The following is a 24,752-nucleotide window of genomic DNA, read 5'->3' as shown; positions in this document are numbered from 1 at the left end:
GCCATTCACCCCGCTACGCGAATCAGTGCATCCAGTCAGCGACATGCCTCGTAAGGACACGGTACCTCCCAATGACATGCCCATGACGGCAGGAATCGAAAAGGAAATCGCCAGTGAATAAACGCAAGTTACTGCTTCTAGGCGCCATCGTCGCTGCCATCGTGGTGTTCTTTGCCAGCGGGGCACAGGACTACTTCACCCTGCAGAGCCTCAAGGCCAGCCAGGCGGAATTCCAGGCGTTGTTCGCGGAATCGCCGTACAAGGTCGCGGGCACCTTCTTCGTCGTCTACGTGGCGATGGCGGCACTCTCGCTGCCCGGGGCAGCACTGCTGACGCTGCTGGGGGGCGCGCTGTTCGGCTTCGGCTGGGGGCTATTGCTGATCTCCTTCGCCAGCACCATCGGTGCGACGCTGGCCTTCCTGATTTCCCGCACTCTGCTGCGCGAGAGCATCGAGAAGCGCTTCCGCCGTCAGCTGGAATCCCTCAATCGTGGCGTCGAGCGTGAGGGTGGTTTCTATCTGTTCACGCTGCGCCTGGTACCGGTCTTCCCGTTCTTCATCGTCAATCTGGTGATGGGCCTGACCCGCATGCGCGTGGTCACCTTCTACGTGGCAAGTCAGCTGGGCATGCTCGCCGGAACCGCCATCTACGTGAATGCCGGGCGTGAACTGGGCCAGCTCGAGTCGCTGTCCGGCATCCTCTCGCCGGGGCTGATCGCCTCCTTCACTGCGCTGGGCCTGTTCCCGCTGATCGCCAAGAAGATCGTCGGCGTACTGCGCAAGCGCAAGCAGCAGGCGGCCTTCGACAAGCCGAAGACCTTCGACTACGACATGGTCGTGATCGGGGCAGGCTCCGCGGGGCTGGTGACCAGCTATATCGCCTCCGCCGTCAATGCACGTGTCGCGCTGATCGAGCGTCACAAGATGGGGGGGGATTGTCTCAACACCGGCTGTGTACCCTCCAAGGCGTTGATCCGTGCCGGACGTGCGGCTCATGAAATTCGCCAGTCCCAGCGTTTCGGGATCACCGCCAGTGAGCCGGAAATCGATTTCGCCAAGGTGATGGGCCATGTGCAGGACGTGGTCGAGAGTGTCGAACCGCATGACAGCATCGAGCGCTACGAGAGCCTGGGCGTGGAAGTCCATACCGGCAATGCCAGACTCAGGACGCCCTGGGAAGTGGAAGTCGATGGGCGTGTGCTGACCACCCGCAATGTGGTGATCGCCACCGGGGCTCGTCCGCGTGTGCCTGCGATCCCCGGGATCGAGCTGATCACGCCGCTGACCTCTGACAATCTGTGGGATCTCAGGGTGCAGCCCAAGCGCCTGGTCGTGCTGGGTTCCGGCCCGATCGGCATGGAGCTGGGTCAGAGCTTCGCGCGCCTGGGCAGTCACGTCACCATCATCGAGGGTGCGCCACGGGTGATGCCGCGTGAAGATGAGGAAGTCAGCACGCTGATGCACGAGCAGCTGGCTGGTGAGGGCGTCGATCTGCGCATCAATTCCACCGCCACGCGCATCGAGGTGCTCAAGGACAAGGACAGTCAGCCAATGCGCCATCTGGTCGTGAGTTCTCCCGACGGCGAGGAGAGCTGGATCGAGTTCGACGAGCTGCTGGTGGCCATCGGGCGCGAAGCCAACGTCGAAGGCTTCGGTCTGGAAGCGCTGGGCATCGCGGTGTCCGAGCGCGGCACCATCGATGTCTCCGAGTCGCTGCAGACCCTGCAGCCGAACATCTGGGCATGCGGCGATGTGGCTGGCCCCTACCAGTTCACCCATGCGGCGGGTCATCAGGCGTGGCACGCGGCGGTCAACGCCTTGTTCGGTGGCCTGAAGACCTTCAAGGTCGACTACCGTATCATGCCGATGGTCACCTATACCGAGCCGGAAGTGGCACGTGTCGGCCTCAATGAGACCGAAGCCAAGGCCCAGGGCTATGAGTACGAGGTCACCCATTACGAGATGGGCGAGAGCGACCGCGCGCTGGCCGAGCGGGCCACCGAAGGCTTCGTCAAGGTGCTGACCGAGAAGGGGCGTGATCGCATCCTGGGTGTGACGCTGGTCGGTGCCTATGCAGGGGAGTGGCTGGCCGAGTTCACCATGGCCATGAAGCACGGCATCGGACTCAACAAGATCCTGTCCACCATCCACCCGTATCCGACACTGTCGGAAGCCAACAAGGCCGCGGCTGGCATGTGGAAGAATGCCCACAAGCCGGAAGGCGTGCTCAAGGTGCTCGATCGTTACTTCACCTGGCGCCGCAACGGCCGCTTCGAACCGACCAAGACGCTCAAGGCGACGGACACCGCGAGTGCTCCGGCTGCTGAAAAACACTAATCGATGACTGATGCCGCGTTCCCGCATGTCCGGGACGCGGCATTTTCCTATCAGGAGATCTCCTCATGGAGACGAATCACAAGCCGAGCCGTCGCCGTGCACTGGCGTTGATGGGTGGGTCCGTGCTGTTGATGGCGGGCGTGAGTGCCTCGCCGTGGAGCATGGCGCTCACCTATGCGGCCGATGCGAAAGCAGGACGCCCGGTACCTGAGCTGGCCACGCTCGAGTGGCAGACCATCTCCGAGCAGGCAAGAGGTCAGCGGATCGATTTCCACGCCTGGGGAGGGAGCGAGGCGACCAACGCCTACCTGCGAGCCCAGGCCGAGATTGCGGCGCGTGAGCACGGGGTCGAGGTGCGCCACGTCAAGATCGCCGATACCGCCGAGAGCGTCTCGACCCTGCTGGCCGAGAAGGCGGCCGGACGCAGCGATGGCAGCATCGATGTGATCTGGATCAACGGCGAGAACTTCCGTGCGCTCAAGCAGGCCGAGCTGTTGTGGGGGCCCTTCGTCGAGCGCCTGCCCAACAGTGACTATCTGCTCGAGGAGATCGGCGCGCGCGATTTCGGACTCGCCACTGACGGTCTGGAGGCGCCCTGGGGGCGTGCGCAGCTGATCTTCATGTACGACACCGCGCTGCTGGAATCGCCGCCGCGCTCGATGCAGGCCCTGCTGGAGGTGGCCAGAGAGCATCCCGGGCGGGTGACCTATCCACAGCCGCCCAGCTTCCACGGTACCACCTTCCTCAAGCAGGCGTTGCTGGAGCTGTTGCCCGTCGAGCAGCGCGAGGTGCTGGCATCTCCCGTGGCGAGTGATGCTCAGTTCGCTGAGGTGACCGCACCGCTGTGGGACTATCTCGATGCGCTGCATCCGCTGATGTGGGCGCAGGGCGAGCGTCAGCCGGCCGGCGCCGAAGAGCAGATGAAACTGCTCGCTCAGCGCAGCGTGTGGATAGCGCTGACCTTCGTGCCTCAGGAAGTGGCCAATGCCCGTCAGGAAGGGCGGCTGCCACCGACCATCGAGCCGTATATCCATGACGGTGGCACCCTCGGCAATGTGCACTATCTTGCGATTCCGGCCAGTGCACCGCACAAGGCCGCTGCACTGGTGTGGATCAATCAGTTGATGTCCGCCGAGGCCCAGGCCGCCAAGGCCGACCCCTCGCGCTGGGGCGATGATACGGTGCTGGATGTCGCCCGCCTGCCGCCACAAGAACGCGCCGCCTTCGAGGCCTTGCCGAGCTTGCCGGGCAGCATGTCGCCCGAGGCGTTGGGCACACCGCTCAGTGAGCCACATCCGAGCTGGACCGACGCGCTGGAGGCCGAGTGGGCGCGACGCTATCGCAACTGACGCAATGGGTCGCTGATCGCTGGCGTGTCGCGCCCGCCACTGGTCATGCGCCGCTGACGCCCGCCCGTGTGCTGCGCTGGGGCGTCCTGCTGTTGCTGCTCGGCCCGACGGCGCTGGGGCTGGCCGGACTGGTCGCACCGGCCTTCGGGCTGTGGCCGACGCTGGGCTTCGAGGAAGTCTCGGCGGTTGCCTGGCAACGCTGGTGGGCCTTGCCCGGACTGGCGGAGGGCTTTCGTCTGACGCTGGTCAGTGGCCTCGGCGGTACGCTGCTGGCGGTGCTTTTGACCATGGGGTGGGTCTCGGCCGCCGCCGGGACTCGCTTCGGTGAGCGCATGGAGCGCTTGCTGGCCCCGATACTGGCGATGCCGCATCTGGCGCTGGCACTGGGGCTGCTGTGGCTGGCGGCGCCCAGCGGCGTGCTGATGCGCCTGCTGCTGGCACCTTTCGAGGTACTGGTACCACCGCAGTATCCGCTGCCGGATGCCCATGGCATCTCGCTGGCGGTCGGTCTGGCGCTCAAGGAGGCGCCATTCTTGATGCTGATGGCGCAGACGGCGCTGTCACGCCTGCCGGTCACGGCGCAACTGCAGGCAGGACAGGCGCTCGGCTACAGCATTCCTCAGCTGCGCTGGCGCATTCTGATGCCCCAGGTGATGCGCGCGATCGCCTTGCCCATCGGCGCGGTGCTGGCCTATTCGCTGGCGGTGGTGGATGTGGCACAGGTGCTGGGGCCGACGCGTACGCCGACGCTGGCGGTGCGCCTGGTCGAACTGTGGCGTGACAGTGACCCGACGGCGCGCCTGCCGGCGAGTGTCGGCGCCCTGATACTGGCCTTGCTGGTGATCGGGATGATGGCGCTGGGCGCGGCGCTGGGGCGCGCTCTGCTCACCTGGCACCGCGACTGGGTATTGAGCCATCACCCGGCGCGCGCAAGCCGCCTGGCGCTGGCGAGTGAAGTCATGTTCGGGCGTGTCGCGCGTGGAGTGCTGGGCGTGGTCACGCTGATCTCACTGCTCGCCTTCGTGGTGATCGGTGTGCAATCGGTGGCCAGAAGCTGGTTCTTCCCTGCGCTGTTGCCGTCTCGCTGGGGCTGGGAGAGCTGGCACCAGGCCCTCGCAGGCCTGGGGGATGCCTTCAGCAACAGCCTGTGGCTGGCGCTGCTGGTGGCGACGCTGGCCGTCATCCTCAGTGTGGCGGTGTTCGAGCGTGAGCGAGAAAGTGGCCGCCTGCGCGGCTTTGTGGTCTGCCTCTATCTGCCATTGCTGCTGCCGCAGGCCAGCTTCCTGTTCGGTTTTCAGGTCGGCTGGTTGAGCCTGGGGGCCAGCCCCGGTTGGACGGGAGTGGTCATCGGTCATCTGCTGTTCGCCTTGCCTTATGCCTGGCTGACGCTGGCCGGCCCCTGGGCACGCTTCGATACCCGACTCGAGCAGGCGGCACGCCTGCTGGGGCGTTCACGGCTCGAGGTGCTGATCGGTATCCGCCTGCGCCTGATGCTCAGGCCGCTGGCCATCAGCTGGGCAGTGGCCTTCGCGGTCAGTATCGCGCAGTACGTGCCGACGGTGGTGCTGGGCGGCGGGCGTGTCCCGACCCTGACCACCGAAACCCTGGCGCTGGCGACGGGGGCCGACCCACGACTGACGGCAGTGGCTGCCTGCCTGCAGGCCTTTCTGCCGCTGCTGGTCTACCTGCTGGCGCGTGCGGTCCCTGCCGGGCGCTCGGTCTCGCCGACGCGCGGCTGAGCGCCTGTCAGGCGCTGGAATGACGATGACCTCAACGACTTCATGGGAGTAGATGCAACATGCTGGACAAGTGGACCTCACGCTGGGTACAGCCGCCTCTGAAACGTCTTGCGAAAAGTGCGGCGGCGCGCGGTCTGCATCCTGATCAGTTGACACTGGGCGGCTTTGTCGTAGGGATATTGGCGTTGCCGTTGCTGGCTTATGGGCACTTCGGGCTCGCGCTGGCCGCGATCCTGATCAATCGGGTGGTGGACGGGCTGGATGGCGCGCTGGCGCGGCACGCCGGCCTGAGCTCCGATGCCGGTGGCTTTCTGGATATCTGTCTCGATTTCCTGTTCTACGCCGCTGTGGTGGTGGGGTTCGCACTCGCGGACCCTGCCGCCAATGCGATGGCGGCAGTGGCACTGCTGTTCGCCTTCGTCGGCACGGGCTCGAGCTTTCTGGCCTTCGCCATCATGGCGGCCAAGCATCAGCTGGAGCGACCCAATTTCACGCGCAAGGCCTTCTATTATCTGGATGGCCTGACCGAAGGCACCGAGACCATTGCCTTCTTCGTGTTGGCTTGCTTGATGCCACAGCATTTCGCATGGTTGGCGTGGATCTTCGCCGCGGCATGCATCCTGACCACGCTGACGCGCGTATGGGGAGGGTATGTCACCTTGCGAGCGCAGGACCAGAACGAGCATCACGGCATCGCCCCAGATTGATGCGCTGCGAACCTGGCCGTTCCGGTGACATGGCGTTTCACCTTCCTCACTTGCCTTGCTCAGGCACATCGGAGTTCTGCCAATGAAGATTGCTTCCCGTCAGTTGCCGTCATTCCTGCCCCTGTTCGCGGCAGTCGCCTCCAGCGGTCTACTGACGGCGCTACTGCCCTCTGTGGCCCACGCGGCTGACAGGAGTTTCTCGCCTGCGCAGATTCTTGCCTGGGGTGAGAAGACCTTTGAAGGCCAGACGGCCTATCGCGTGGTGGAGCGCGACGGCAGCCCTGCGCTCGAGGCTCGCGCCCGGGGTCAGGCGTCCGCACGCTATCTGGAGCAGGATATCTCGCTTGAAGAGACGCCCTACCTGAAATGGTGCTGGCAGGTGGATGGCATCTATCCGGGCCTGAACGAGAAGACCAAGGGCGGCGATGACTATCCGGCACGCCTCTATGTGGTCAACAAGACCGGCATCCTGCCGTGGCAGGTCGAGGCCATCAATTACGTCTGGTCCAGCAATGAAGCTAAAGGCAGTCATTGGGACAATGCCTTCACGGATCGTGCCGTGCTGCTGGCCGTTGAATCCGGCGACGAGAAGGTGGGGCAGTGGGTGGCGGAGGTGCGTGATCTGCGTGCTGATTACGCGTCACTGTTTGACAGCAAGCCGAGCGAGATTGCCGGACTGGCGCTGATGGCTGACGGTGACAATGCCGGCGGGGATGCCACGGCGCTGTTTCGTGGTCTGAGCCTTTCCAGCGATGCCACGCCGCCCAGCTGCGGTGTTTGATCCGGAATCATGAGTGATCAGGGCTGTGAAGAGAGGGCTGAGCCAGTCTGACAAGCGCGCCAAGCCAGCCAGGCCGACACGAAGCCAGACACGAAAAAGCCCCGCGACTGATGACTCAGTCGCGGGGCTTTTGGTTCCGGCCTCCCACCGAGTGGGAGGCGCTCATCCGGGGCGATGCCTTGGATGAGGGAAGAGGCGGAGCTTAGTGCTCCACGCCGCCTTCGCCGTGAACGTGGCCGTGTTCCAGCTCTTCGGCAGAAGCTTCACGCACGTTGGTGATTTGCACGTCAAAATTCAGGGTTTCGCCGGCCAGCGGGTGGTTGCCATCGACAGTGACAGTGTCGCCTTCGACCTTGGTGACGGTGACCATCAGCGGGCCGCCTTGGGTCTGCGCCTGGAACTGCATGCCAGCTTCGATGTCTTCGACACCTTGGAAGGCTTCACGCGGCACTTCCTGGACCAGGGCTTCCTGGACTTCGCCGTAACCTTCTTCCGGAGAGACGGCAACTTTCAGCTCGTCGCCGGAAGTCTTGCCATCGAGTTCCTTCTCGAGGCCCGGGACGATGTTGCCAGCGCCGTGGATGTAGGCCAGCGGCTCGCGGCCTTCGGAGCTATCCAGCACTTCCCCTTCGTTGTTGGTCAGGGTGTAGTGGAAGGATACGACGGCATTCTGGGCGATTTGCATGATGAGAGCCTTTCGATAGGTATATGAACGTCAATGGTAACGTGCCCCTGAGGTGACTGTCAGGGGGGGAAACTGGAAAAAAGCCGCGTATCACGTGGCTCCTGGCCCGCCGATGACACTGCCGGAGAGCAATCCAGCGCACGTTACCTTGTCTTGAAAGTATAGGTGACGCTCGCAGGCGTGCATTTCAACCCTGAGGCAGGTTTTTTTCTCACCCCCGACGCTATCGGTGAACAAAGGAGCAAAACGGTTGGATCATCAGGTGTCTGGCGGGGTTGCCCTGTCAGCGCACAGCGGCCTTGCTGCTGGCGGCCATGCAAGGTTGTGGCGATGGCTTGCGAGGGCCACAGGGTCTGGTTACTCTGCCTACTCGGATATTGCGGATTCTGACGCGCGGCCCGAGGGGGCCTCGCTCTGCACACTCTGTCCCGTCGCCTGACGGGAAATGACAACTCAGGTCAGGCGCCATGCGACCCTATTTTTCAGGAGAGAATTTCGATGACCGTGACATTGATCTGGCTGGTGAGCTTCGCTGCGATCTTCATGCTGTGCTTGAACCGCTGGGAAGGCTCGCTGGGTGCCACCGTCAAACGTGTCCTGCCGGAGGCTCTGAGCATCGATAGCGGTGACCGCTACGTCTGGGGCGTGGCCCTGGGTATCCTGGGTGCGACCTTCATCGTCAATCCCGTTTCCATGCTGATGGCATTGATCGTGCTGGCGCTGATCGTTCTGATCGGCGGCAAGCTGATCTGCTGGGGCATGAGCAAGGTCAAGATGCACTGATTCAACCAGCAGCAACCTTCCGGGAAGCATGACGTTTCCCGCAGACAGAAAGGCCGGGCTATCTGCCCGGCCTTTCTGTTTCTGCTCATCAGACACTTCTCATCAGGCTCTGCTCATCCATCGCGTATTGTCAGTGCCGCCGCGGCTCAGCGCTGACTCACAGCCAGGTCGAGAGCGTCAGCGAGCCGAATTGATCGCTTTCCTGCTGCGTCTCGAATTCGTGAGTGCGCCACACGTTGACGAACGCCAGCTGCCAGCGTTGCCAGCTGAGAGCGAAGCCCAGCTGCAGGTCGCCGACCAGTGGGCGACGGTCCACCGAGGCGCTGTCTTCGAAGCCATTGCCATCCAACAGCATATTGTAGGCCATCGCGCGGCCCTCGATATTGGCGAACAGGTACCAGGCGAAGTCACCGTCGGGATGGAAGTACTGTCGGCCGCCCTGGGCCGGCGCCACGGTCGGTATCCCGTAGCTGCGGGTCAGCCCCTGGCCGATGCGTACCCCGCCACCGACGCCCGCATAGGTGTAGAGATTGCCCAGCGCCACGGAAGCCGAGGGGCCGTACTCCACCTCAAGCCCCGCGGCCCTGGCCGGTAGCCATAGCTGCGTCTGCCAGCCGATATTGATCACCGGCTCGTTGTGCAGCTGGTGGTCCCAACCTTCCGGCTCATCACTGCCGGTCAGCTTGTGTACCGCCTTCTGAGCATCCTTGGCGCCCGAGGCCGGGCCGACGATGCCGAGATCCAGATTGAAGGTATCCACCCGTCGCCAGTCATCTCCCTGTTCACCGGCGAACAGCGAGACGCCACCGAACAGGTAGCCCGCGTAGGGGCGGTCATCCTGATCCGGTTGCTCCCGCTTGATGTCATTGGGGGTATAGATCTGCTGTCCGAAGCGGTAGGCCGTGGCGTCCAGTCGCGCCGCGCTGAAGCCGGGCACCCAGTCCGCGAATGAGCGTGACCAGTGCTGCTCTGGTGTCTCGAAGGTGTAGCTCAACGCAAAGCCGTTGGTGTAATGGCCATCATCGCCAGAGGTGAGAATGTCGTTCTCGACCTTCAATGACAGCACGCCACCCTCGTCCTCGGCTGCCTCCACCATGGGGGCCAATGCCACCGCACCCAGCATGATCAATGCCATGCCCAGGCGCCGGGTCGAGAAGGCCGGCGCTATCTGCGGGGCGTGGCTCAAGGCGGCGGTACCGCCGGGACTGTCATTGACTGGACTGGGGTAAGCGCGGGGAGCGTTTCTTGAAGATGACGTGCCACAAGACAGCTTGCGGGTGCCTGGGCGAGAACCTGGCGGACGGGCAGTGACGGGACGCATCGCAACTCCTGGGACTGAAAGTTGTACACAGGGTCAATTTTGGCTGCAGATGTATAACTTTGCAAACAAAATCCCGATTTCATAGCTTGTTAACCAATAGGCAATCTGCAGACCACCCATTGAGGCGATCCAGGGCTGTGTGAGTTTGAAGGAGGGGGATGAAGCGGAGGGGGGAGGCAGGAGAAAGCGAGGCGACGCTTCCTGGGCAGGGCCTGTGACAGGCACCGCAGAAGGGCACAGAAACCAAGCGGCTGGCGCCCCTGCAAGGGAGCGCCAGCCGTCGAGAGACTCAGTAAGGCGCGACGCTCAGGTTGGCGCCATAGCCGACCAGGCGGACACGTTGGCCAACCGAGAAGGCGGTGTCGGCTTTCTGGACGACGATGAGGCTGTCGCCGGCATCGCGACGGACTTCAATCTCGTAGGCGTCGATCTGATCGACATTGTCAGCGATCGACTTGCCAGCCACGCTGCCGCCGATGGCACCCGCGGCGGTGGCGATGGCACGGCCGGAGCCGCCGCCGATCTGGCTGCCGAGCAGGCCGCCGACGACCGCACCACCCAAGCCACCGAGCACGCCGCTGCCTTCATCCTGTGCCTGGATCTGCACCGGGCGCAGCGAGGTAATGGTGCCGTAGCTGACGGACTGTGCGCGCTTGGCCTGATCGCCGGTGTAGACGTTGCCGGAATAGATGTCGCTGTTCGCGCAGCCGCCAAGCGTCAGCACGCCGAGCGCGATCACGGGCAGCCAGCGGCGTGTGCCAGTCGATCGTTTGTGAGTCAGTGAGAGTGTCATGGTGTATCTCCTCGCATGATGCGGTGCAGCTTGAGGTTGTGATGGAGAATGCTGAGTGCTGAGAGAGCAAGGCTCAGGTAGGCGATCACTTCCTTGGGCCGCCAGCAGGTTCTTGTCACGAGGGGCGTGCGAGAACACTGTTTCTTAACATTATAGACCACGTCGACCATGACGGGTTCCCGACCTGAAACGCTGAGGTGACGCAACTTCTGCACTTCCCTGTCGCGTGAGTGCTACCACGTGGGTACCGACCACGTGAGTACCGGTGCATGAGTGCTGCCTCTTCTTGAGCCATGCCGCGTGAATGTCAGTGGCAGGGCATCCGTCGACGTTGGTTGGCATTCGCGGCGGGCATTCAAGGCGTAAAGCACGAAAAAGCCCGCGTGAGCGGGCTTCGGTCAGTCTGCGGGCGGCACCTCGCGCAATCCTGCCATTGCGAGGTGCCATGCCGCGATGTCAGCGGTCTAGAACTGGTCTTCTTCCGTGGAGCCCTTCAGTGCGGTGACGGAAGAGTTGCCGCCCTGAATGACGTTGGTCATGTCATCGAAGTAACCGGTGCCGACTTCCTGCTGGTGCGCCACGAAGGTGTAGCCCTTCTCGGCTGCGGCGAATTCGGCTTCCTGCACCTTCTCGACGTAGTGCTTCATGCCTTCGCCCTGCGCATAGTCGTAGGCAAGATCGAACATGTTGAACCACATGTTGTGGATACCGGCCAAGGTGATGAACTGGTACTTGTAGCCCATGTCCGACAGTTCCTGCTGGAACTTGGCGATGGTGGCGTCGTCGAGGTTCTTCTTCCAGTTGAAGGAAGGCGAGCAGTTGTAGGCCAGCAGCTGGTCCGGGTATTCCTTCTTGATCGCTTCGGCGAAGCGGCGCGCCTCCTCGAGGTCCGGCTTGGCGGTTTCGCACCAGATCAGGTCGGAGTAGGGCGCGTAGGCCAGACCGCGCGCAATGGCTTGATCCAGACCTGCCTTGACGCGATAGAAGCCTTCGTCGGAGCGCTCACCGGTCAGGAACGGCTTGTCGTAGTCGTCGACATCCGAGGTGATCAGGTCAGCGGCATTGGCATCGGTACGTGCGATGACCAGGGTCGGCACACCTGCCACGTCGGCGGCCAGGCGAGCGGCCACCAGCTTCTGCACCGCTTCCTGGGTCGGGACCAGTACCTTGCCGCCCATGTGGCCACACTTCTTGACCGAGGCCAGCTGGTCCTCGAAGTGCACACCGGAAGCACCGGCACGGATCATGGCGGTCATCAGCTCGTAGCCGTTGAGCACGCCACCGAAACCGGCCTCGGCATCCGCCACGATAGGCGCGAAGTAATCGACGAAGCCGGCATCGCCCGGATTGGCCCCTTTCTGCCACTGGATCTGGTCGGCGCGGCGGAAGGTGTTGTTGATGCGCTTGACCACGGTCGGCACGGAATCCACCGGATAGAGCGACTGATCCGGGTACATGGCCTCACTGGTGTTGTTGTCGGCGGCGACCTGCCAGCCGGACAGGTAGATGGCCTCGATGCCGGCCTTCACCTGTTGCATGGCCTGGCCGCCGGTCAGGGCGCCCAGACAGTTGACATAGCCCTTCTTGGCATCACCATTGACCAGTTTCCAGAGCTTCTCGGCACCGCGGGTCGCCAAGGTGTTGGCTTCCTGGACGGAACCGCGCAGGCGCACCACATCTTCGGCGGAATAGGGGCGAGTGATCCCTTTCCAGCGCGGATTCTCGGCCCAGTCCTTCTCGAGCGCGGCAATCTGATCGGCACGTGTGTGACTCATGGTGGCATCTCCTGATGGCTTCGTCGTCGGGGCTCAGCCCCCTGGCGTGTTGTCCGTGTCTTGTGTCTGTTCGCTTGTCTTTCGTCTGGCGTTCGACGCGAGAGCGACGCGAGAAATGGGAGTGTCGGTGCTCTGCGTCTTGAGGTTGCTGCATGACAGTTTGTTGTTGTTATTGATCTTTCAGGCGTCACCAGTGGAGTCACGCCGTGCGACAGAAGGCGTCGTCGGTGGCGTTGTCGAGCTCCGCTGGCTCAGCAAGTCTGAAGCGAGCCTTGATCACGCCAAGGCAGGCAGTTTCCAGGCCGGGGGCCGTTGTCAGCGTGATGCTGTCCAACCAGGGCATCAGGAAGTACAGGCTGGCTTCCAACGTGGGTAACGTGCAGTGGCTGAGGGTGAGGGCGATGCGTGGCGGCCTGCCGTCCGGCGCACGCAGCCGTGAGATCAGCTCTCCCCAGCACAGCGCTTCGCGCACGCTGCTGATCTGGGCAATGGCCAGCACCGAATGACGTTCGCCGCGATGCCGCGCGGCGGCCAGGGTCCAGAGGGCCCGGGGGAGCGGGCGGTTGCCCAGCTGCATCCCCGTCACGTCATCGGTGAGGCCGGCAAGCGCCAGCTGGTCAGGCGCGTCCTGCGTCTCGCCAGCGGTTGCCGGCTGCCCGTTGCGCTCAAGCTGCCAGCCACTGCCCTGTGAGCGCAGTTGCCACTGCTCGCCAGGAAGTTGCCAGCGCTGGTCGCGACTCAGATGACAGATCGTCTGCGCCTGTGCCGCCACCGTCTCCGCTGTCTGCGGTGGCAGCAGGTCCTTGAGGGGACGCGCCAGCTTGAGAATCCGTGTGCGGATCTCGGCGTTGTGCCATTGCTCGGCCAGAGCGGCATCCTCAGGCTGCCCGAGTACCTGGTCACCTCTACCGCCCATCAGGGTGGTCTGCGTTCGTGAGTCTGAGGTGAGCATGGGCGAATCTCCTGAAGGCGGTGCCGGATCGGGCAGCGTGTCATGTCGCAGTGCAGCGTAAATGACCTGATCTCTAGCATCGCTCTGAAATTGAGTGCTGTCTTTCATTCCTTGGTCGTATTAAAACGATCGTTTTACACCAGATTCAACGTTGCGTAATTCCTGCTGGCAAACAGACGTTTTAATATTTATCAATGACGTCATGATGTCAGTATCCATGGGCCTTGTGGAATGATGACTTGGTCAAGGATCGGGTTGTAGCCAGACTACAAGAAGCTTCAAGACACAAAAAAACCGGCCCCAAATGGGGCCGGTTTTGTAAGGAAGACGCTAAAATTCAGTTCAGAATCAAGCGCATGCTGCGGTGCGGTATGCCGGCATCGAGAAACTCGTCGTCGTAAGCCGTGAAGCCGAGGCGTTGATAGAATTCCAGCGCATGGGTCTGAGCATCCAGTAGCACTTCAGCATGACCAGCCTGGCGCGCAGCATGGATGACCGCTTCCATCAGGCGTTGGCCAAGCCCCAGCCCGCGCGCTTCGGAGAGGATGGCGACGCGGCCGACATGGCCGTCCGGCAACAGACGGGCCGTGCCGACGGTGCGGCCATCCAGATGCACGAGGAAGTGTTCGCAGACGTCGTCGCGCCCGTCCCACTCCTCATCCTGCGGTACCTGCTGTTCCTCGATGAACACGACGCGGCGGATCTCGCTGGCCTCGTTGCCCAACGTCTGCCAGTCGCCCCGTTCCAGGCTGATCATGGCGTCACTCATTCTTCATCGTCCTCTTCGTCCTGAAGGTCACATTCCAGTATCAGGCTGCCGCGGTTGATCAGCGCCGTCAGCAGGCTGGCCACGGCACTGCGATCAAGGTCTGCCGTGGTGTAGTCAAGCAACACCGCCGTGAGGCGCTGATCGGAGGCCAGTGCTGCCGCCAGCGGCTGAGGGGCCAGAATGCCATCGCCATCGACGAACAGCGTGCTGGTGCCATTCTCGCCGTGACGGAAGGCGAAGCGTGAGCCCAGGGAGCGCACCAGTACGCCTTCATCTTCCAGATACTCGACCAGCTCATGGGTCTTGAGGGCCGGTTCGCGGGCGGCGAGCTGCTCCAGATACTTGGGCTGGGTCATGTAGCGACCGAACCACTGCGCCAGCTGGGTCGGGTTGTCCAGCGTGCTGAGCAGCAATTCACGCACGCGCTCGAGCGAGGCGTCGTCCAGCTCGCCGGCATTGGCGACCGGTGCCATGCCCTGGTCACGGTAGCGCAGCGATTCCGGCAGGCTGGCACCCAGATAGTCGGCGTAGGAGGTGACGACTTCATCGGCGGAAGGCGCACGGAAGCCGACGGAGATGGTCATGCAGTCATCGGACTGGCTGACACCATGGTGCGCCAGGCGCGGCGGCACGTAGAGCATGTCGCCGGGTTCCAGCACCCAGTCCTCGCCCGGCGTGACCTCGAAGTGCTTGAGGATGCGCAGGTCGATGCCATCGATGATCTCGGCGTCGTCACCGTGCATGCCGCCCAGTTGCCAATGACGCTGGCCCTGGGCCTGCAGCAGGAAGACATCGTAGTTGTCCAGGTGCGGGCCGACGCTGCCGCCGGTCGGCGCGTAGCTGATCATGATGTCATCGAGGCGCCAGCGCGGCAGGAAGGTGAAGGGCTCGAACAGCGCGGCGACGTCGGGGACGTAGTGATCCACCGCCTGCACCAGCAGGCTCCACTGGCTGTCGTCCTTGGCGTCGAGACGCGCGAAGGTCGCCTCATCGAAGGGGCCGTGGCTGACCTGCCAGGCCTTGTCCGGGCCGTTTTCCTCGACCAGACGTGCTTCGATGCCATCTTCACAGGCCAGACCGGCCAGTTCATCGGCTTCCAGCGGCGTCTCGAAGTCTGCGAAGGCCCCGCGGATCAGCAGCGGCTTCTGCTGCCAGTAATCGCGCAGGAATTCGCGGATGCTCAGGCCGCCCAACAGCGCCAGAGGCGTGTCGGTGTCGCGGGGGGCAGGGGATGTGCTCATGCAGAACCTCTCGAACGCGAACGGCAGCCTGTCAGGGGGGCGGCGGTCTCGCGATGACGTCGTTGAAGCCGTTTTGCCGGATGGCAGACGGCGATGCGTTCCATGCCGAGCCTTGAGAGCGTGGCATGTCGTGCCCACTGACGAAGAACGTCAGTGGTCGTGAATCCAGGGTGTCATTCAGCGTGCTGCGTGTTGCATGCGTCTAATGCGCAATGCATGACGCCGGAGCAGAGGCCCCGGCGTCCAAAGACTTGCAGTGACCTGCGCCGCTTAGAGCGCCTTGGCCTGTGCAATGGCGTTGCCGATATAGCTGGCCGGGCTCAGTGCCTTCAGCTCGGTCTTGACGTCTTCCGGCAGTTCCAGCGTCTCGATGAAGGCGGCGAAACCGGCCTGGTCGATACGCTTGCCACGGGTCAGCTCCTTGAGCTTCTCGTAGGGCTTCTCGATGCCGTAACGACGCATGACGGTCTGGATCGGCTCGGCCAGCACTTCCCAGCTGTTGTCCAGGTCGGCGTCCAGGCGCTCCGGGTTAGCTTCCAGCTTGCTGATGCCTTTCAGGGTTGCCTGGTAGGCGATCAGACCCTGCGCCAGGCCGGTGCCCAGGTTGCGCAGCACGGTAGAGTCGGTCAGATCACGCTGCCAGCGGGAGATCGGCAGCTTCTGTGCCAGATGGCCCAGCACGGCGTTGGCGATGCCCAGATTGCCTTCGGAGTTCTCGAAGTCGATCGGGTTGACCTTGTGCGGCATGGTGGAAGAGCCGATCTCGCCGGCCACGGTACGCTGCTTGAAGTAACCCAGCGAGATGTAGCCCCAGATGTCACGATCGAAGTCGATCAGGATGGTGTTGAAGCGGCAGATGGCATCGAACAGTTCGGCGATGTAGTCGTGCGGCTCGATCTGGGTGGTGTACGGGTTGAAGGTCAGTCCGAGGCTCTCGACGAAGGTTTCGGCGTTGGCCGCCCAGTCGATGGCTGGATAGGTGGTCAGGTGGGCATTGTAGTTGCCCACGGCACCGTTGATCTTGCCGAGCATCTCGATGCGTTCGATCTGCGCCAGCTGACGACGCAGGCGCGCGGCGACGTTGGCCATTTCCTTGCCGAGGGTGGTCGGGCTGGCCGTCTGGCCGTGGGTGCGCGACAGCATCGGCTGTTCGGCGTGCTGGTGGGCCAGCGCGACGATCGCTTCGGTCACTTCACGCATCTGCGGCAGCAGCACCTTGTCCAGGCCGCCACGCAGCATCAGGGCGTGAGACAGGTTGTTGATGTCTTCACTGGTGCAGGCGAAGTGGATGAACTCGGTGACGGCGTTGAGTTCGGCGTTGCTCTCGACCTTTTCCTTCAGGAAGTACTCGACCGCCTTCACGTCGTGGTTGGTGGTGCGTTCGATGTCCTTGATGCGCTGGGCATCCTCGACACTGAACTCACTGACGATGCCATCCAGCACGGCGTTGGCATCCGCGGAGAAGGCCGGCACTTCAGCGATCTCGGCGTGGGCGGCCAGGCGTTGCAACCAGCGCACCTCGACGATGACGCGGGCACGGATCAGGCCGAATTCACTGAAGTGCTCGCGCAGGGCCTCGGTCTTGGCGCCATAGCGGCCATCGACGGGAGACAGGGCGGTGAGGGCGGACAGCTGCATGATGAGAATCTTCCGATGGTGGCAGGACATGACGCGCTGCCGGTTCAAGTGTCTCGGAGCCCGGTTCACGGGCTCCAGCGTTGTTGAAGCGAATTCGGGTGTGAATCAGGTGGTGCAGGTGACGCTCGAGCGCGGAGGCGGGCTCAGTCCAGCTGCTGCAATGACTTCTTGAGCGCGCTGCGCTGGAAGACCAGCTTCCAGCGACGGCCACCCTGCTGGTCCCACAGCAGGGCGAAGCGCACGCCTGCCAGCAGGGCGCAGCGGATGCGTTCCGGCATCATGCGTTGCTGCAGCAGGCCGGGGTCGCCCTGCACCACGATCCGGTAGCGGAAGGTGGAGAGGGTCTGCTGGTAAAGCTCGCCCAGGCTTGCGATCACGTTCTCGTGGGTCGGCCCGAAGTGCTCGGCCTGGCCCTGGATGCGGGTCAGGCCCGCGCCCAGCTTGTCCAGCATGTCCGGGTCCTTCTTGAGCTTGCTCATCAGCATCACCAGCGAGAAGCCGTAACGCATCACCACGGGCGAGACCTGGCGACGTTCCATCACCGCACTGACGGTGTCGATGCCGAGCCGCAGGCGGTTATGGTGCCCTCCGTAGATGGCTTCGAAGCTTTTCGGATTGGTATCCAGCGTGGCATTGACCAGGGTTTCCCAGGCGCGCTCATCGCACTGGCCGTGGCGGGCCAGCTCATCGACCAGCGCGGCTGCCTGGAAGACGCCCGCCAGCGAGAGTGCCTGGCGGGTAGTGGTATCAGTGACGGGACGGATCGGCACGCTGGTCATTGCGCGGCGGACTCCTCGGGGCCAGAGAGCGGGGCGGTGGAAGCGCTGGCGTCCGCCGCCGGAAGTTTCCAGGTGGCATCGATCACGCCGCCGCCCAGACAGATGTCGCCGAGATAGAAGACGGCAGACTGGCCGGGCGTGACGGCGCGTTGCGGTTCATCGAAACGCACCTCGACACGCTGGCCGTCATTGACGATCAAGGTCGCGGCCTGGTCTTCCTGGCGATAGCGGTTCTTGCAGCGAATGCGCAGCTCGCCATTGGCGTCGGTCTGCGGCGGCTCGCCCGCGACCCAGTCCACGGATTCGGTGCTCAACGCCTGAGTGTAGAGCAGGTCGTGGTGCTTGCCCTGCACGGCGATCAGCACGTTGCGCTCCAGATCCTTGGCACACACGAACCAGGGCGCGTCCGGATAGCGCTTGAGGCCACCGATTCCCAGCCCCTGGCGCTGGCCGAGGGTGTAGTACATCAGGCCCATGTGCTCGCCGATGACATCGCCATCGGGGGTCTCGATCTTGCCGGGCTGAGCGGGCAGGTACTGCTTGAGGAAGTCGGCGAAACGCCGCTCGCCGATGAAGCAGATGCCGGTGGAATCCTTCTTGCGCGCGGTGATCAGCTCATGCTTCTCGGCGATGGCGCGCACTTCGTGCTTCTCGAGCTCGCCGACCGGGAACAGAGTGCGCGCGATGGCTGCCTGCGGCACGGCATGCAGGAAGTAGCTCTGGTCCTTGTTGGTGTCCAGGCCCTTGAGAAGGCGCGGGAGACCCTCGCGCACGCCGCCACGCACGTAGTGACCGGTGGCGATCAGCTCGGCGCCCAGCATCTCGGCATACTCGAGGAAGACCTTGAACTTGATCTCGCGGTTGCACAGGATGTCGGGATTCGGCGTGCGACCGGCCTTGTACTCGGCCAGGAAGTGCTCGAAGACGTTGTCCCAGTACTCCGCGGCGAAGTTGGCGGTGTGCAGCTTGATGCCGAGCTTGTCGCACACGGCCTGGGCATCGGCCAGGTCTTCGAGGGCGGTACAGTATTCGCTACCGTCGTCTTCGTCCCAGTTCTTCATGAACAGGCCTTCGACGTGGTAGCCCTGCTCCATCAACAACAGGGCAGAGACGGAGGAGTCGACACCGCCGGACATGCCGACGATGACCTTGGTTCCGGTACCGGTTTCAGCGGTCATCAGTTCTCTCGTCACCCGCATGGCCGCGGGTTGTCACAAACAGGGGAGGCGGCAGACCCGTCATTCTGGCGCCGCTCGAATGGCCGGGATTATACCTGAATGCGGGGCAGGGATTCACCCCGCCTGCGCCCGGGCGATCGCTCAATCGTGTAGCACATCCAGCGGGAAACGCTTGCCACGCTGGCTATCGCGGATACGACGGGTCACCAGGGGGCTGCGCAGGCGGCCCATGTCCTCGAGCTGCTCGATCTCCTCAAGCGACAGCCAGTGCGTTCTGACGATGTCAGGGTCCAGCGGCGTGCACAGGTGCTCAAGGGCGGCGGCCTCGAAGCTGTGGGAGTGGAAGTGGGTGCCGTCCTCGGCCACGTGCACATAGAGGCCGAGATAGCCGGTGAGCAGGATGCGCCAGGCGGTTTCCTCGCGAACTTCGCGTTGTACGCCGTCGATGATGCGCTCATGGGGTTCGAGATGGCCGGCCGGTTGGTTGAACACCGTGCAGGGCCCGCCCTTGTCTTCCTCGACGATCAGGTAGCGCCCGGCGCGTTCGACGACACAGGCGACGGTGACATTCGGGGTCCAGCGAGCAGCCATCAGGATTTCCTTCCTTTCTTGGGGGATGAGGGGCGACGGGAGGCGGCGCCGGGTGTCTTGCCTGAACCTTGACCTGAGCCCTTGCTGAAACCCTTGCCATTCCTGGCTTTACTGCTTCTACTGCCACTGCCCCGGGGGCCAGCGTTGCCGGTGCGGCGCTCGCCCGTCGCGCCCTTGTGGCGTGGCGAGCGGGACTCGCGACGAGGTGGCGCTGGCATCTCGACTTCCTCGCTGCGCCATTCACCGGGGGCAAGGCCGTCGAGCTTCCACGGCCCGATGGCCGCGCGGATCAAGCGCAGGGTCGGCAGGCCGACGTGGGCGGTCATGCGGCGCACCTGGCGATTGCGACCTTCACTGATGATGATCTCCAGCCAGTGGGTCGGAATGCTGGCACGGAAGCGCACAGGGGGTTGCCTGTCCGGCAACGCCGGCGGGTCAATCAGCCTGACCTTCGCCGGCCGGGTCATGCCATCCTTGAGCTCGACACCGGCACGCAGCGCGGCGATGGCCTGCTCGTCAGGGGCACCTTCCACTTGCACCCAGTAGGTCTTGGGCTGCTTCTTCTTCGGGTGCGCGATCTGGTGGGAGAGCGCGCCATTACTGGTGAGCAGCAGCAGTCCCTCGGAGTCATAGTCGAGGCGCCCGGCGGCATAGACATCCGGCACGTCGATGAAGTCAGCGAGTGTCTGGCGGCCCTGATCGCGGTCGGTAAACTGGGTCAGGACGCGGTAAGGCTTGTGAAGCAGATATATGAGAGACATGGTTTAGACTTTTGTCGCGGCTGCCGTATAAGCCTACTGTGAGAAGCGGCACGGGTGCTATACTCGCGCCTCCACTGAATCCATGACAGGGGAGTTATCAATGGGGTTCCAGAAGATTGTCGTCCCGGAAGGCGGTGCCAAGATCACCGCAAATTCCGACAATACCCTCAACGTTCCGAATAATCCGATCATCCCGTTCATCGAAGGCGATGGTATCGGTGTGGACGTGACTCCGGCCATGAAGATTGCCATCGACGCTGCTGTCGACAAGGCCTATGGCGGCGAGCGCAAGATTCACTGGATGGAAGTCTACGCCGGTGAAAAAGCCACTCACGTTTATGATGCTGACACCTGGCTGCCGGAAGAGACTCTCGAGGCTGTCAAGGATTACATCGTTTCCATCAAGGGCCCGCTGACCACTCCGGTGGGCGGTGGTATTCGCTCTCTGAACGTCGCTCTGCGTCAGAAGCTGGATCTGTACACCTGCCTGCGCCCGGTGCGCTGGTTCACTGGTGTGCCGAGCCCGGTCAAGAAGCCGGCTGACGTCGACATGGTCATCTTCCGTGAAAACTCCGAAGACATCTATGCCGGTGTCGAATGGAAAGCGGGAACCCCGGAAGCCGACAAGGTCATCAAGTTCCTGCGCGAAGAGATGGGTGTCACCAACATCCGCTTCCCGGAGAACTGCGGTATCGGCGTCAAGCCGGTCTCCGAAGAAGGGACCAAGCGTCTGGTCCGTCAGGCTGTCCAGTACACCATCGACAACGACCGTGAGTCGCTGACCCTGGTGCACAAGGGCAACATCATGAAGTTCACCGAAGGTGCCTTCAAGGACTGGGGCTACGAAATCGTCAAGGACGAGTTCGGCGGCGAGCTGCTGGATGGCGGCCCGTGGATGACCTTCAAGAACCCGAACAACGGCAAGGACATCGTGGTCAAGGACGTCATCGCTGACGCCATGCTCCAGCAGATTCTGCTGCGTCCGGCGGAATATGACGTCATCGCCACCCTGAACCTGAACGGTGACTACCTGTCCGACGCCCTGGCGGCGGAAGTGGGTGGTATCGGTATCGCGCCGGGTGCCAACCTGTCCGACACCGTCGCCATGTTCGAAGCGACTCACGGTACTGCACCGAAGTACGCGGGGCAGGACAAGGTCAACCCGGGCTCCGTCATCCTCTCTGCCGAGATGATGCTGCGTCACATGGGGTGGGTCGAAGCGGCTGACCTCGTGCTGAAAGGCGTCGAGAAGGCCATCGCCAAGGGCGAAGTCACCTATGACTTCCATCGCCTGATGGACGATGCCAAGCTGCTGAAGTGCTCCGAGTTCGGTCAGGCTGTCGCTGACAACATGGATGCCTGAGATCCTGCGTTGATCTGATGCCCAGGCATCAGGTTGCGTGACAGGTTTCAGCAGAAGGCCCCCGGACATGTCCGGGGGCCTTCTTGCGTTTGAGATGGAAGCTTCTCGGTTGCGCGCCCAGACGGCTGCCAACGATTGCTACTCCTGGGCATTCTGCGTGGAGCGTTCTGCGCGGTCGCATTCCGGGTTTCATTGAGCGGCGAGGCGCTTGAATGGGTCGTCAGGTGGCGACGCCTGTCGAGAAGTGTCTGTCGCGTATGTGAGCGAAAATGCATGCAAATGCCCGCATTCATGTCAGACCGTCGCGATGCAGGCATGAACGTGTACGCCTGGGCGGACGCGACCAAAGCTTGCAACCAGATCGACAAGCCCCCATCTTTTCCTTATCACACCCACATTGAGACGACGTGGCAGCGCTTGACCTTCTTCGCGGCGCGTTGAGGCAATCTGCTTCGTCACGGCTTGTGTTCACCGGATCAGCCCCTTATGTTCAAGACAGAGACATCGCGCGGCAGTCCTCCCTTTCTGGAGACACTGTCGATCAGCAATCAGGCCCCGTCGGCTCAGGACCCCGGATACCAGGAAGACCACGAAGGTGATCTGGCATTCGAGACCGCTGAGCCTGAACTGGCTCCACCGCCCATGTACAAGGTCGTTCTGCACAATGATGACTTCACGCCGATGGACTTCGTCGTGGAGGTGCTGACCACCTTTTTCAACAAGGATCAGGAGCAGGCAGTACAGATCATGCTCGCTGTCCATCATCAGGGAAAAGGAACCTGTGGCATCTTCAGTCGCGACATCGCGGAAACGAAATGCCACCAAGTCAATCAATATGCTCGAGAGTGCCAGCATCCGCTGCTGTGCGACATCGACCGGGCGGAGTGATCCGTCCAAGACGCGGCCTAGAGGGGACTTGCCATGTTGAGCAAAGAACTTGAACTGACCCTGAACACGGCCTTCACCGTGGCACGTTCCAAACGCCACGAATTCATGACCGTGGAACACCTCCTGCTGGCACTGCTGGACAATGCCTCCGCTGCCGATGTCCTGCGCGCCTGTGGTGCCAATCTGGACAAGCTGCGAGTCGACCTTCAGGACTTCATCAACTCCACCACCCCGCTGATTCCGGAAGAGCAGGAAGACCGCGAGACGCAGCCGACGCTGGGCTTCCAGCGCGTTCTGCAGCGTGCCGTCTTCCACGTGCAATCTTCCGGCAAGAGTGAAGTTACCGGCGCCAACGTGCTGGTGGCCATCTTCTCCGAGCAGGAAAGCCAGGCCGTCTACTTCCTCAAGCAGCAGAATGTCGCGCGTGTGGATGCGGTCAATTACATCGCGCATGGCATCTCCAAGGTCGCGGGTCACACCCAGGCGCCCCAGGCGTCGGTCGAGAACGAAGAGAGCGAAGAGGCGAGCAGCGAAGGCGGCAACAACCCGCTGACCAACTACGCCACCAACCTCAACGAGCAGGCGCGTCTGGGCAAGATCGACCCGCTGATCGGTCGCGACGAGGAGCTTGAGCGTGTGGTGCAGATTCTGGTGCGTCGCCGCAAGAACAACCCGCTGCTGGTCGGTGAGGCGGGCGTCGGCAAGACTGCCATCGCGGAAGGTCTCGCCAAGCGCATCGTCGAGGAGGACGTGCCGGACGTCATCAAGGAAGCCGTGGTCTACTCGCTGGATCTCGGCGCGCTGCTGGCCGGCACCAAGTACCGCGGCGACTTCGAGAAGCGTCTCAAGTCACTGCTGGCGGAGCTGCGCAAGGAACCGAACTCGATCCTGTTCATCGACGAGATCCACACTGTCATCGGTGCGGGTGCTGCGTCCGGTGGCGTGATGGATGCCTCCAACCTGCTCAAGCCGCTGCTGTCTTCCGGCGAACTGCGTTGCATCGGCTCCACTACCTTCCAGGAATTCCGCGGCATCTTCGAGAAGGACCGCGCCCTGGCGCGTCGTTTCCAGAAGGTTGATGTGATGGAGCCGTCGGTGGATGACACCATCCGTATCCTCAAGGGGTTGCGTGGTCGCTTCGAGGAGCACCATGCCATCAAGTACACCGATGCCTCGCTGGAAACGGCAGTGCGTCTGGCCGATCGCTACATCAACGAGCGTCAGCTGCCGGACAAGGCCATCGACGTGATCGACGAGGCCGGTGCCCACCAGCGGCTGCTGCCGGAGAGCATCCGTGTCGACACCATCGATACCGAGCAGGTCGAGGCGATCGTCGCCTCCATCGCTCGCATTCCGCCGAAGACGGTCTCCAGCTCCGACAAGAAGCTGCTGTCCAATCTCGAGCGCGATCTCAAGATGCTGGTGTTCGGGCAGGACGACGCCATTACCGGACTGTCCGCGGCGATCAAGCTGTCGCGTGCAGGCCTCAAGGCGCCGGACAAGCCGGTGGGCAGCTTCCTGTTCGCTGGCCCGACAGGCGTCGGCAAGACCGAGGTCGCTCGTCAGCTGGCGGCGCTGATGGGTATCGAACTGGTGCGCTTCGACATGTCCGAGTACATGGAGCGTCACACCGTCTCGCGCCTCATCGGGGCACCGCCGGGGTACGTCGGTTATGACCAGGGCGGTCTGTTGACCGAAGCCATCACCAAGCAGCCGCACTGCGTGCTGTTGCTGGATGAGATCGAGAAGGCGCACCCGGAAGTCTTCAATCTGCTGCTACAGGTAATGGACCACGGCCGCCTGACCGACAACAACGGTCGCGAAGCGGACTTCCGCAACGTCATCCTGGTGATGACCTCCAACGCGGGTGCCGAGCAGGTGGCGCGTCGCTCCATCGGCTTCAAGCACCAGGATCACTCCACCGACGCCATGGAAGTCATCCGCAAGACGTTCTCGCCGGAATTCCGCAACCGTCTGGATGGCATCATCCAGTTCGGCGCGCTGGATCTCGCCGTGGTGCGCAATGTGGTCGACAAGTTCCTGGTCGAACTGCAGGCGCAGCTGGATGAGAAACGCGTGCAGCTGGATGTCGCTGATGAGGCGCGCGACTTGCTGGCGACCCTCGGGTATGACCCGGCAATGGGGGCTCGCCCGATGGCACGCGTGATTCAGGAGAAGCTCAAGAAGCCGCTGGCAGAAATGATCCTGTTCGGCGACCTTTCCGAGTCGGGCGGCATCGTGCATGTCACAGTCGACAACGGCGAGCTGCACCTGGAAACGGAAGCGGAAATGGCGTGATCTGACGCTAAGCCTCCTGCCTTGA

Annotated in this window: 21 protein-coding genes; 9 read left to right on the top strand and 12 right to left on the bottom strand. The window is 62.9% G+C overall.

Annotated elements, in window-relative coordinates:
• Positions 1 to 113: 113 nt before the first annotated feature.
• The 5 genes from FLM52_13665 (at position 114) to FLM52_13645 (ending at position 6,912) form a co-directional block, all read left to right on the top strand.
• The gene (locus FLM52_13665) at positions 114 to 2,336 is read left to right on the top strand and encodes a pyridine nucleotide-disulfide oxidoreductase (protein ID NVN56822.1); all 2,223 of its coding nucleotides are present in this window, start codon (positions 114 to 116) and stop codon (positions 2,334 to 2,336) included.
• Positions 2,337 to 2,401: 65 nt separating this feature from the next.
• Positions 2,402 to 3,685, top strand: a complete 1,284-nt coding sequence (locus FLM52_13660) for an ABC transporter substrate-binding protein (protein ID NVN56821.1) — start codon at positions 2,402 to 2,404, stop codon at positions 3,683 to 3,685.
• Positions 3,661 to 5,424 carry an ABC transporter permease gene (locus FLM52_13655; protein NVN56820.1) on the top strand — a complete coding sequence of 588 codons (1,764 nt, stop codon included), beginning with the start codon at positions 3,661 to 3,663 and terminating at the stop codon, positions 5,422 to 5,424. The genes FLM52_13660 and FLM52_13655 overlap by 25 nt, the downstream gene beginning before the upstream one ends.
• 59 nt (positions 5,425 to 5,483) lie before the next feature.
• Entirely contained in the window at positions 5,484 to 6,131 is a 648-nt protein-coding gene (locus tag FLM52_13650; protein NVN56819.1) for a CDP-alcohol phosphatidyltransferase family protein, read from the top strand.
• An 82-nt stretch (positions 6,132 to 6,213) separates the two neighbouring features.
• Entirely contained in the window at positions 6,214 to 6,912 is a 699-nt protein-coding gene (locus FLM52_13645) for a DUF3047 domain-containing protein (protein ID NVN56818.1), read from the top strand.
• 202 nt (positions 6,913 to 7,114) lie between these two features.
• On the opposite strand, the gene FLM52_13640 is transcribed toward FLM52_13645, so the two are convergent.
• Positions 7,115 to 7,597 (bottom strand): peptidylprolyl isomerase, encoded by a 483-nt coding sequence (locus FLM52_13640; protein ID NVN56817.1) that lies wholly within the window; start codon positions 7,595 to 7,597, stop codon positions 7,115 to 7,117.
• A 498-nt stretch (positions 7,598 to 8,095) separates the two neighbouring features.
• Here FLM52_13640 and FLM52_13635 point away from each other — a divergent pair, with 498 nt between their 5' ends.
• Positions 8,096 to 8,380, top strand: a complete 285-nt coding sequence (locus FLM52_13635; GenBank protein NVN56816.1) for a hypothetical protein — start codon at positions 8,096 to 8,098, stop codon at positions 8,378 to 8,380.
• A 157-nt stretch (positions 8,381 to 8,537) separates the two neighbouring features.
• On the opposite strand, the gene FLM52_13630 is transcribed toward FLM52_13635, so the two are convergent.
• The 11 genes from FLM52_13630 to FLM52_13580 all read right to left on the bottom strand — a co-directional run bounded on the left by FLM52_13630 (position 8,538) and on the right by FLM52_13580 (position 20,178).
• Positions 8,538 to 9,515 (bottom strand): lipid A deacylase LpxR family protein, encoded by a 978-nt coding sequence (locus FLM52_13630; GenBank protein NVN56815.1) that lies wholly within the window; start codon positions 9,513 to 9,515, stop codon positions 8,538 to 8,540.
• 475 nt (positions 9,516 to 9,990) lie between these two features.
• Entirely contained in the window at positions 9,991 to 10,494 is a 504-nt protein-coding gene (locus FLM52_13625; protein ID NVN56814.1) for a glycine zipper 2TM domain-containing protein, read from the bottom strand.
• A 464-nt stretch (positions 10,495 to 10,958) separates the two neighbouring features.
• Positions 10,959 to 12,269 (bottom strand): isocitrate lyase, encoded by a 1,311-nt coding sequence (gene aceA, locus FLM52_13620; protein ID NVN56813.1) that lies wholly within the window; start codon positions 12,267 to 12,269, stop codon positions 10,959 to 10,961.
• 199 nt (positions 12,270 to 12,468) lie between these two features.
• The gene (locus tag FLM52_13615; protein NVN56812.1) at positions 12,469 to 13,221 is read right to left on the bottom strand and encodes a hypothetical protein; all 753 of its coding nucleotides are present in this window, start codon (positions 13,219 to 13,221) and stop codon (positions 12,469 to 12,471) included.
• Between the two features lie 337 nt (positions 13,222 to 13,558).
• Positions 13,559 to 13,990, bottom strand: coding sequence for a GNAT family N-acetyltransferase (locus FLM52_13610; GenBank protein ID NVN56811.1), 432 nt, complete (start codon positions 13,988 to 13,990; stop codon positions 13,559 to 13,561).
• Complete coding sequence (locus FLM52_13605) at positions 13,987 to 15,231, bottom strand: cupin domain-containing protein (protein ID NVN56810.1); 1,245 nt, start codon at positions 15,229 to 15,231, stop codon at positions 13,987 to 13,989. Before FLM52_13605 ends, FLM52_13610 begins: the two co-directional genes overlap by 4 nt.
• A gap of 270 nt (positions 15,232 to 15,501) precedes the next feature.
• Positions 15,502 to 16,869, bottom strand: a complete 1,368-nt coding sequence (gene purB / locus FLM52_13600) for an adenylosuccinate lyase (protein NVN56809.1) — start codon at positions 16,867 to 16,869, stop codon at positions 15,502 to 15,504.
• A gap of 143 nt (positions 16,870 to 17,012) precedes the next feature.
• Positions 17,013 to 17,648, bottom strand: a complete 636-nt coding sequence (gene hflD, locus FLM52_13595; protein ID NVN56808.1) for a high frequency lysogenization protein HflD — start codon at positions 17,646 to 17,648, stop codon at positions 17,013 to 17,015.
• Positions 17,645 to 18,826 (bottom strand): tRNA 2-thiouridine(34) synthase MnmA, encoded by a 1,182-nt coding sequence (gene mnmA, locus FLM52_13590; protein NVN56807.1) that lies wholly within the window; start codon positions 18,824 to 18,826, stop codon positions 17,645 to 17,647. The genes hflD and mnmA overlap by 4 nt, the downstream gene beginning before the upstream one ends.
• A 141-nt stretch (positions 18,827 to 18,967) precedes the next feature.
• Positions 18,968 to 19,417, bottom strand: coding sequence for an NUDIX hydrolase (locus FLM52_13585; GenBank protein NVN56806.1), 450 nt, complete (start codon positions 19,415 to 19,417; stop codon positions 18,968 to 18,970).
• On the bottom strand, positions 19,417 to 20,178 hold the full coding sequence (locus tag FLM52_13580; GenBank protein ID NVN56805.1) for a pseudouridine synthase: 762 nt from the start codon (positions 20,176 to 20,178) through the stop codon (positions 19,417 to 19,419). Before FLM52_13580 ends, FLM52_13585 begins: the two co-directional genes overlap by 1 nt.
• Before the next feature lie 100 nt (positions 20,179 to 20,278).
• On the opposite strand from FLM52_13580, the gene FLM52_13575 reads away from it, so the two are divergent.
• The 3 genes from FLM52_13575 (at position 20,279) to clpA (ending at position 24,727) form a co-directional block, all read left to right on the top strand.
• Positions 20,279 to 21,541, top strand: a complete 1,263-nt coding sequence (locus tag FLM52_13575; protein NVN56804.1) for an NADP-dependent isocitrate dehydrogenase — start codon at positions 20,279 to 20,281, stop codon at positions 21,539 to 21,541.
• Positions 21,542 to 22,027: 486 nt separating this feature from the next.
• Positions 22,028 to 22,429, top strand: a complete 402-nt coding sequence (clpS, locus tag FLM52_13570; protein NVN56803.1) for an ATP-dependent Clp protease adapter ClpS — start codon at positions 22,028 to 22,030, stop codon at positions 22,427 to 22,429.
• A gap of 33 nt (positions 22,430 to 22,462) precedes the next feature.
• Positions 22,463 to 24,727, top strand: coding sequence for an ATP-dependent Clp protease ATP-binding subunit ClpA (gene clpA, locus FLM52_13565; GenBank protein NVN56802.1), 2,265 nt, complete (start codon positions 22,463 to 22,465; stop codon positions 24,725 to 24,727).
• Positions 24,728 to 24,752: the final 25 nt, after the last annotated feature.

This window comes from bacterium Scap17, from assembly GCA_013376735.1.
Lineage (GTDB): Bacteria > Pseudomonadota > Gammaproteobacteria > Pseudomonadales > Halomonadaceae > Cobetia.
This window is presented reverse-complemented; position numbering and strand designations above follow the sequence as displayed.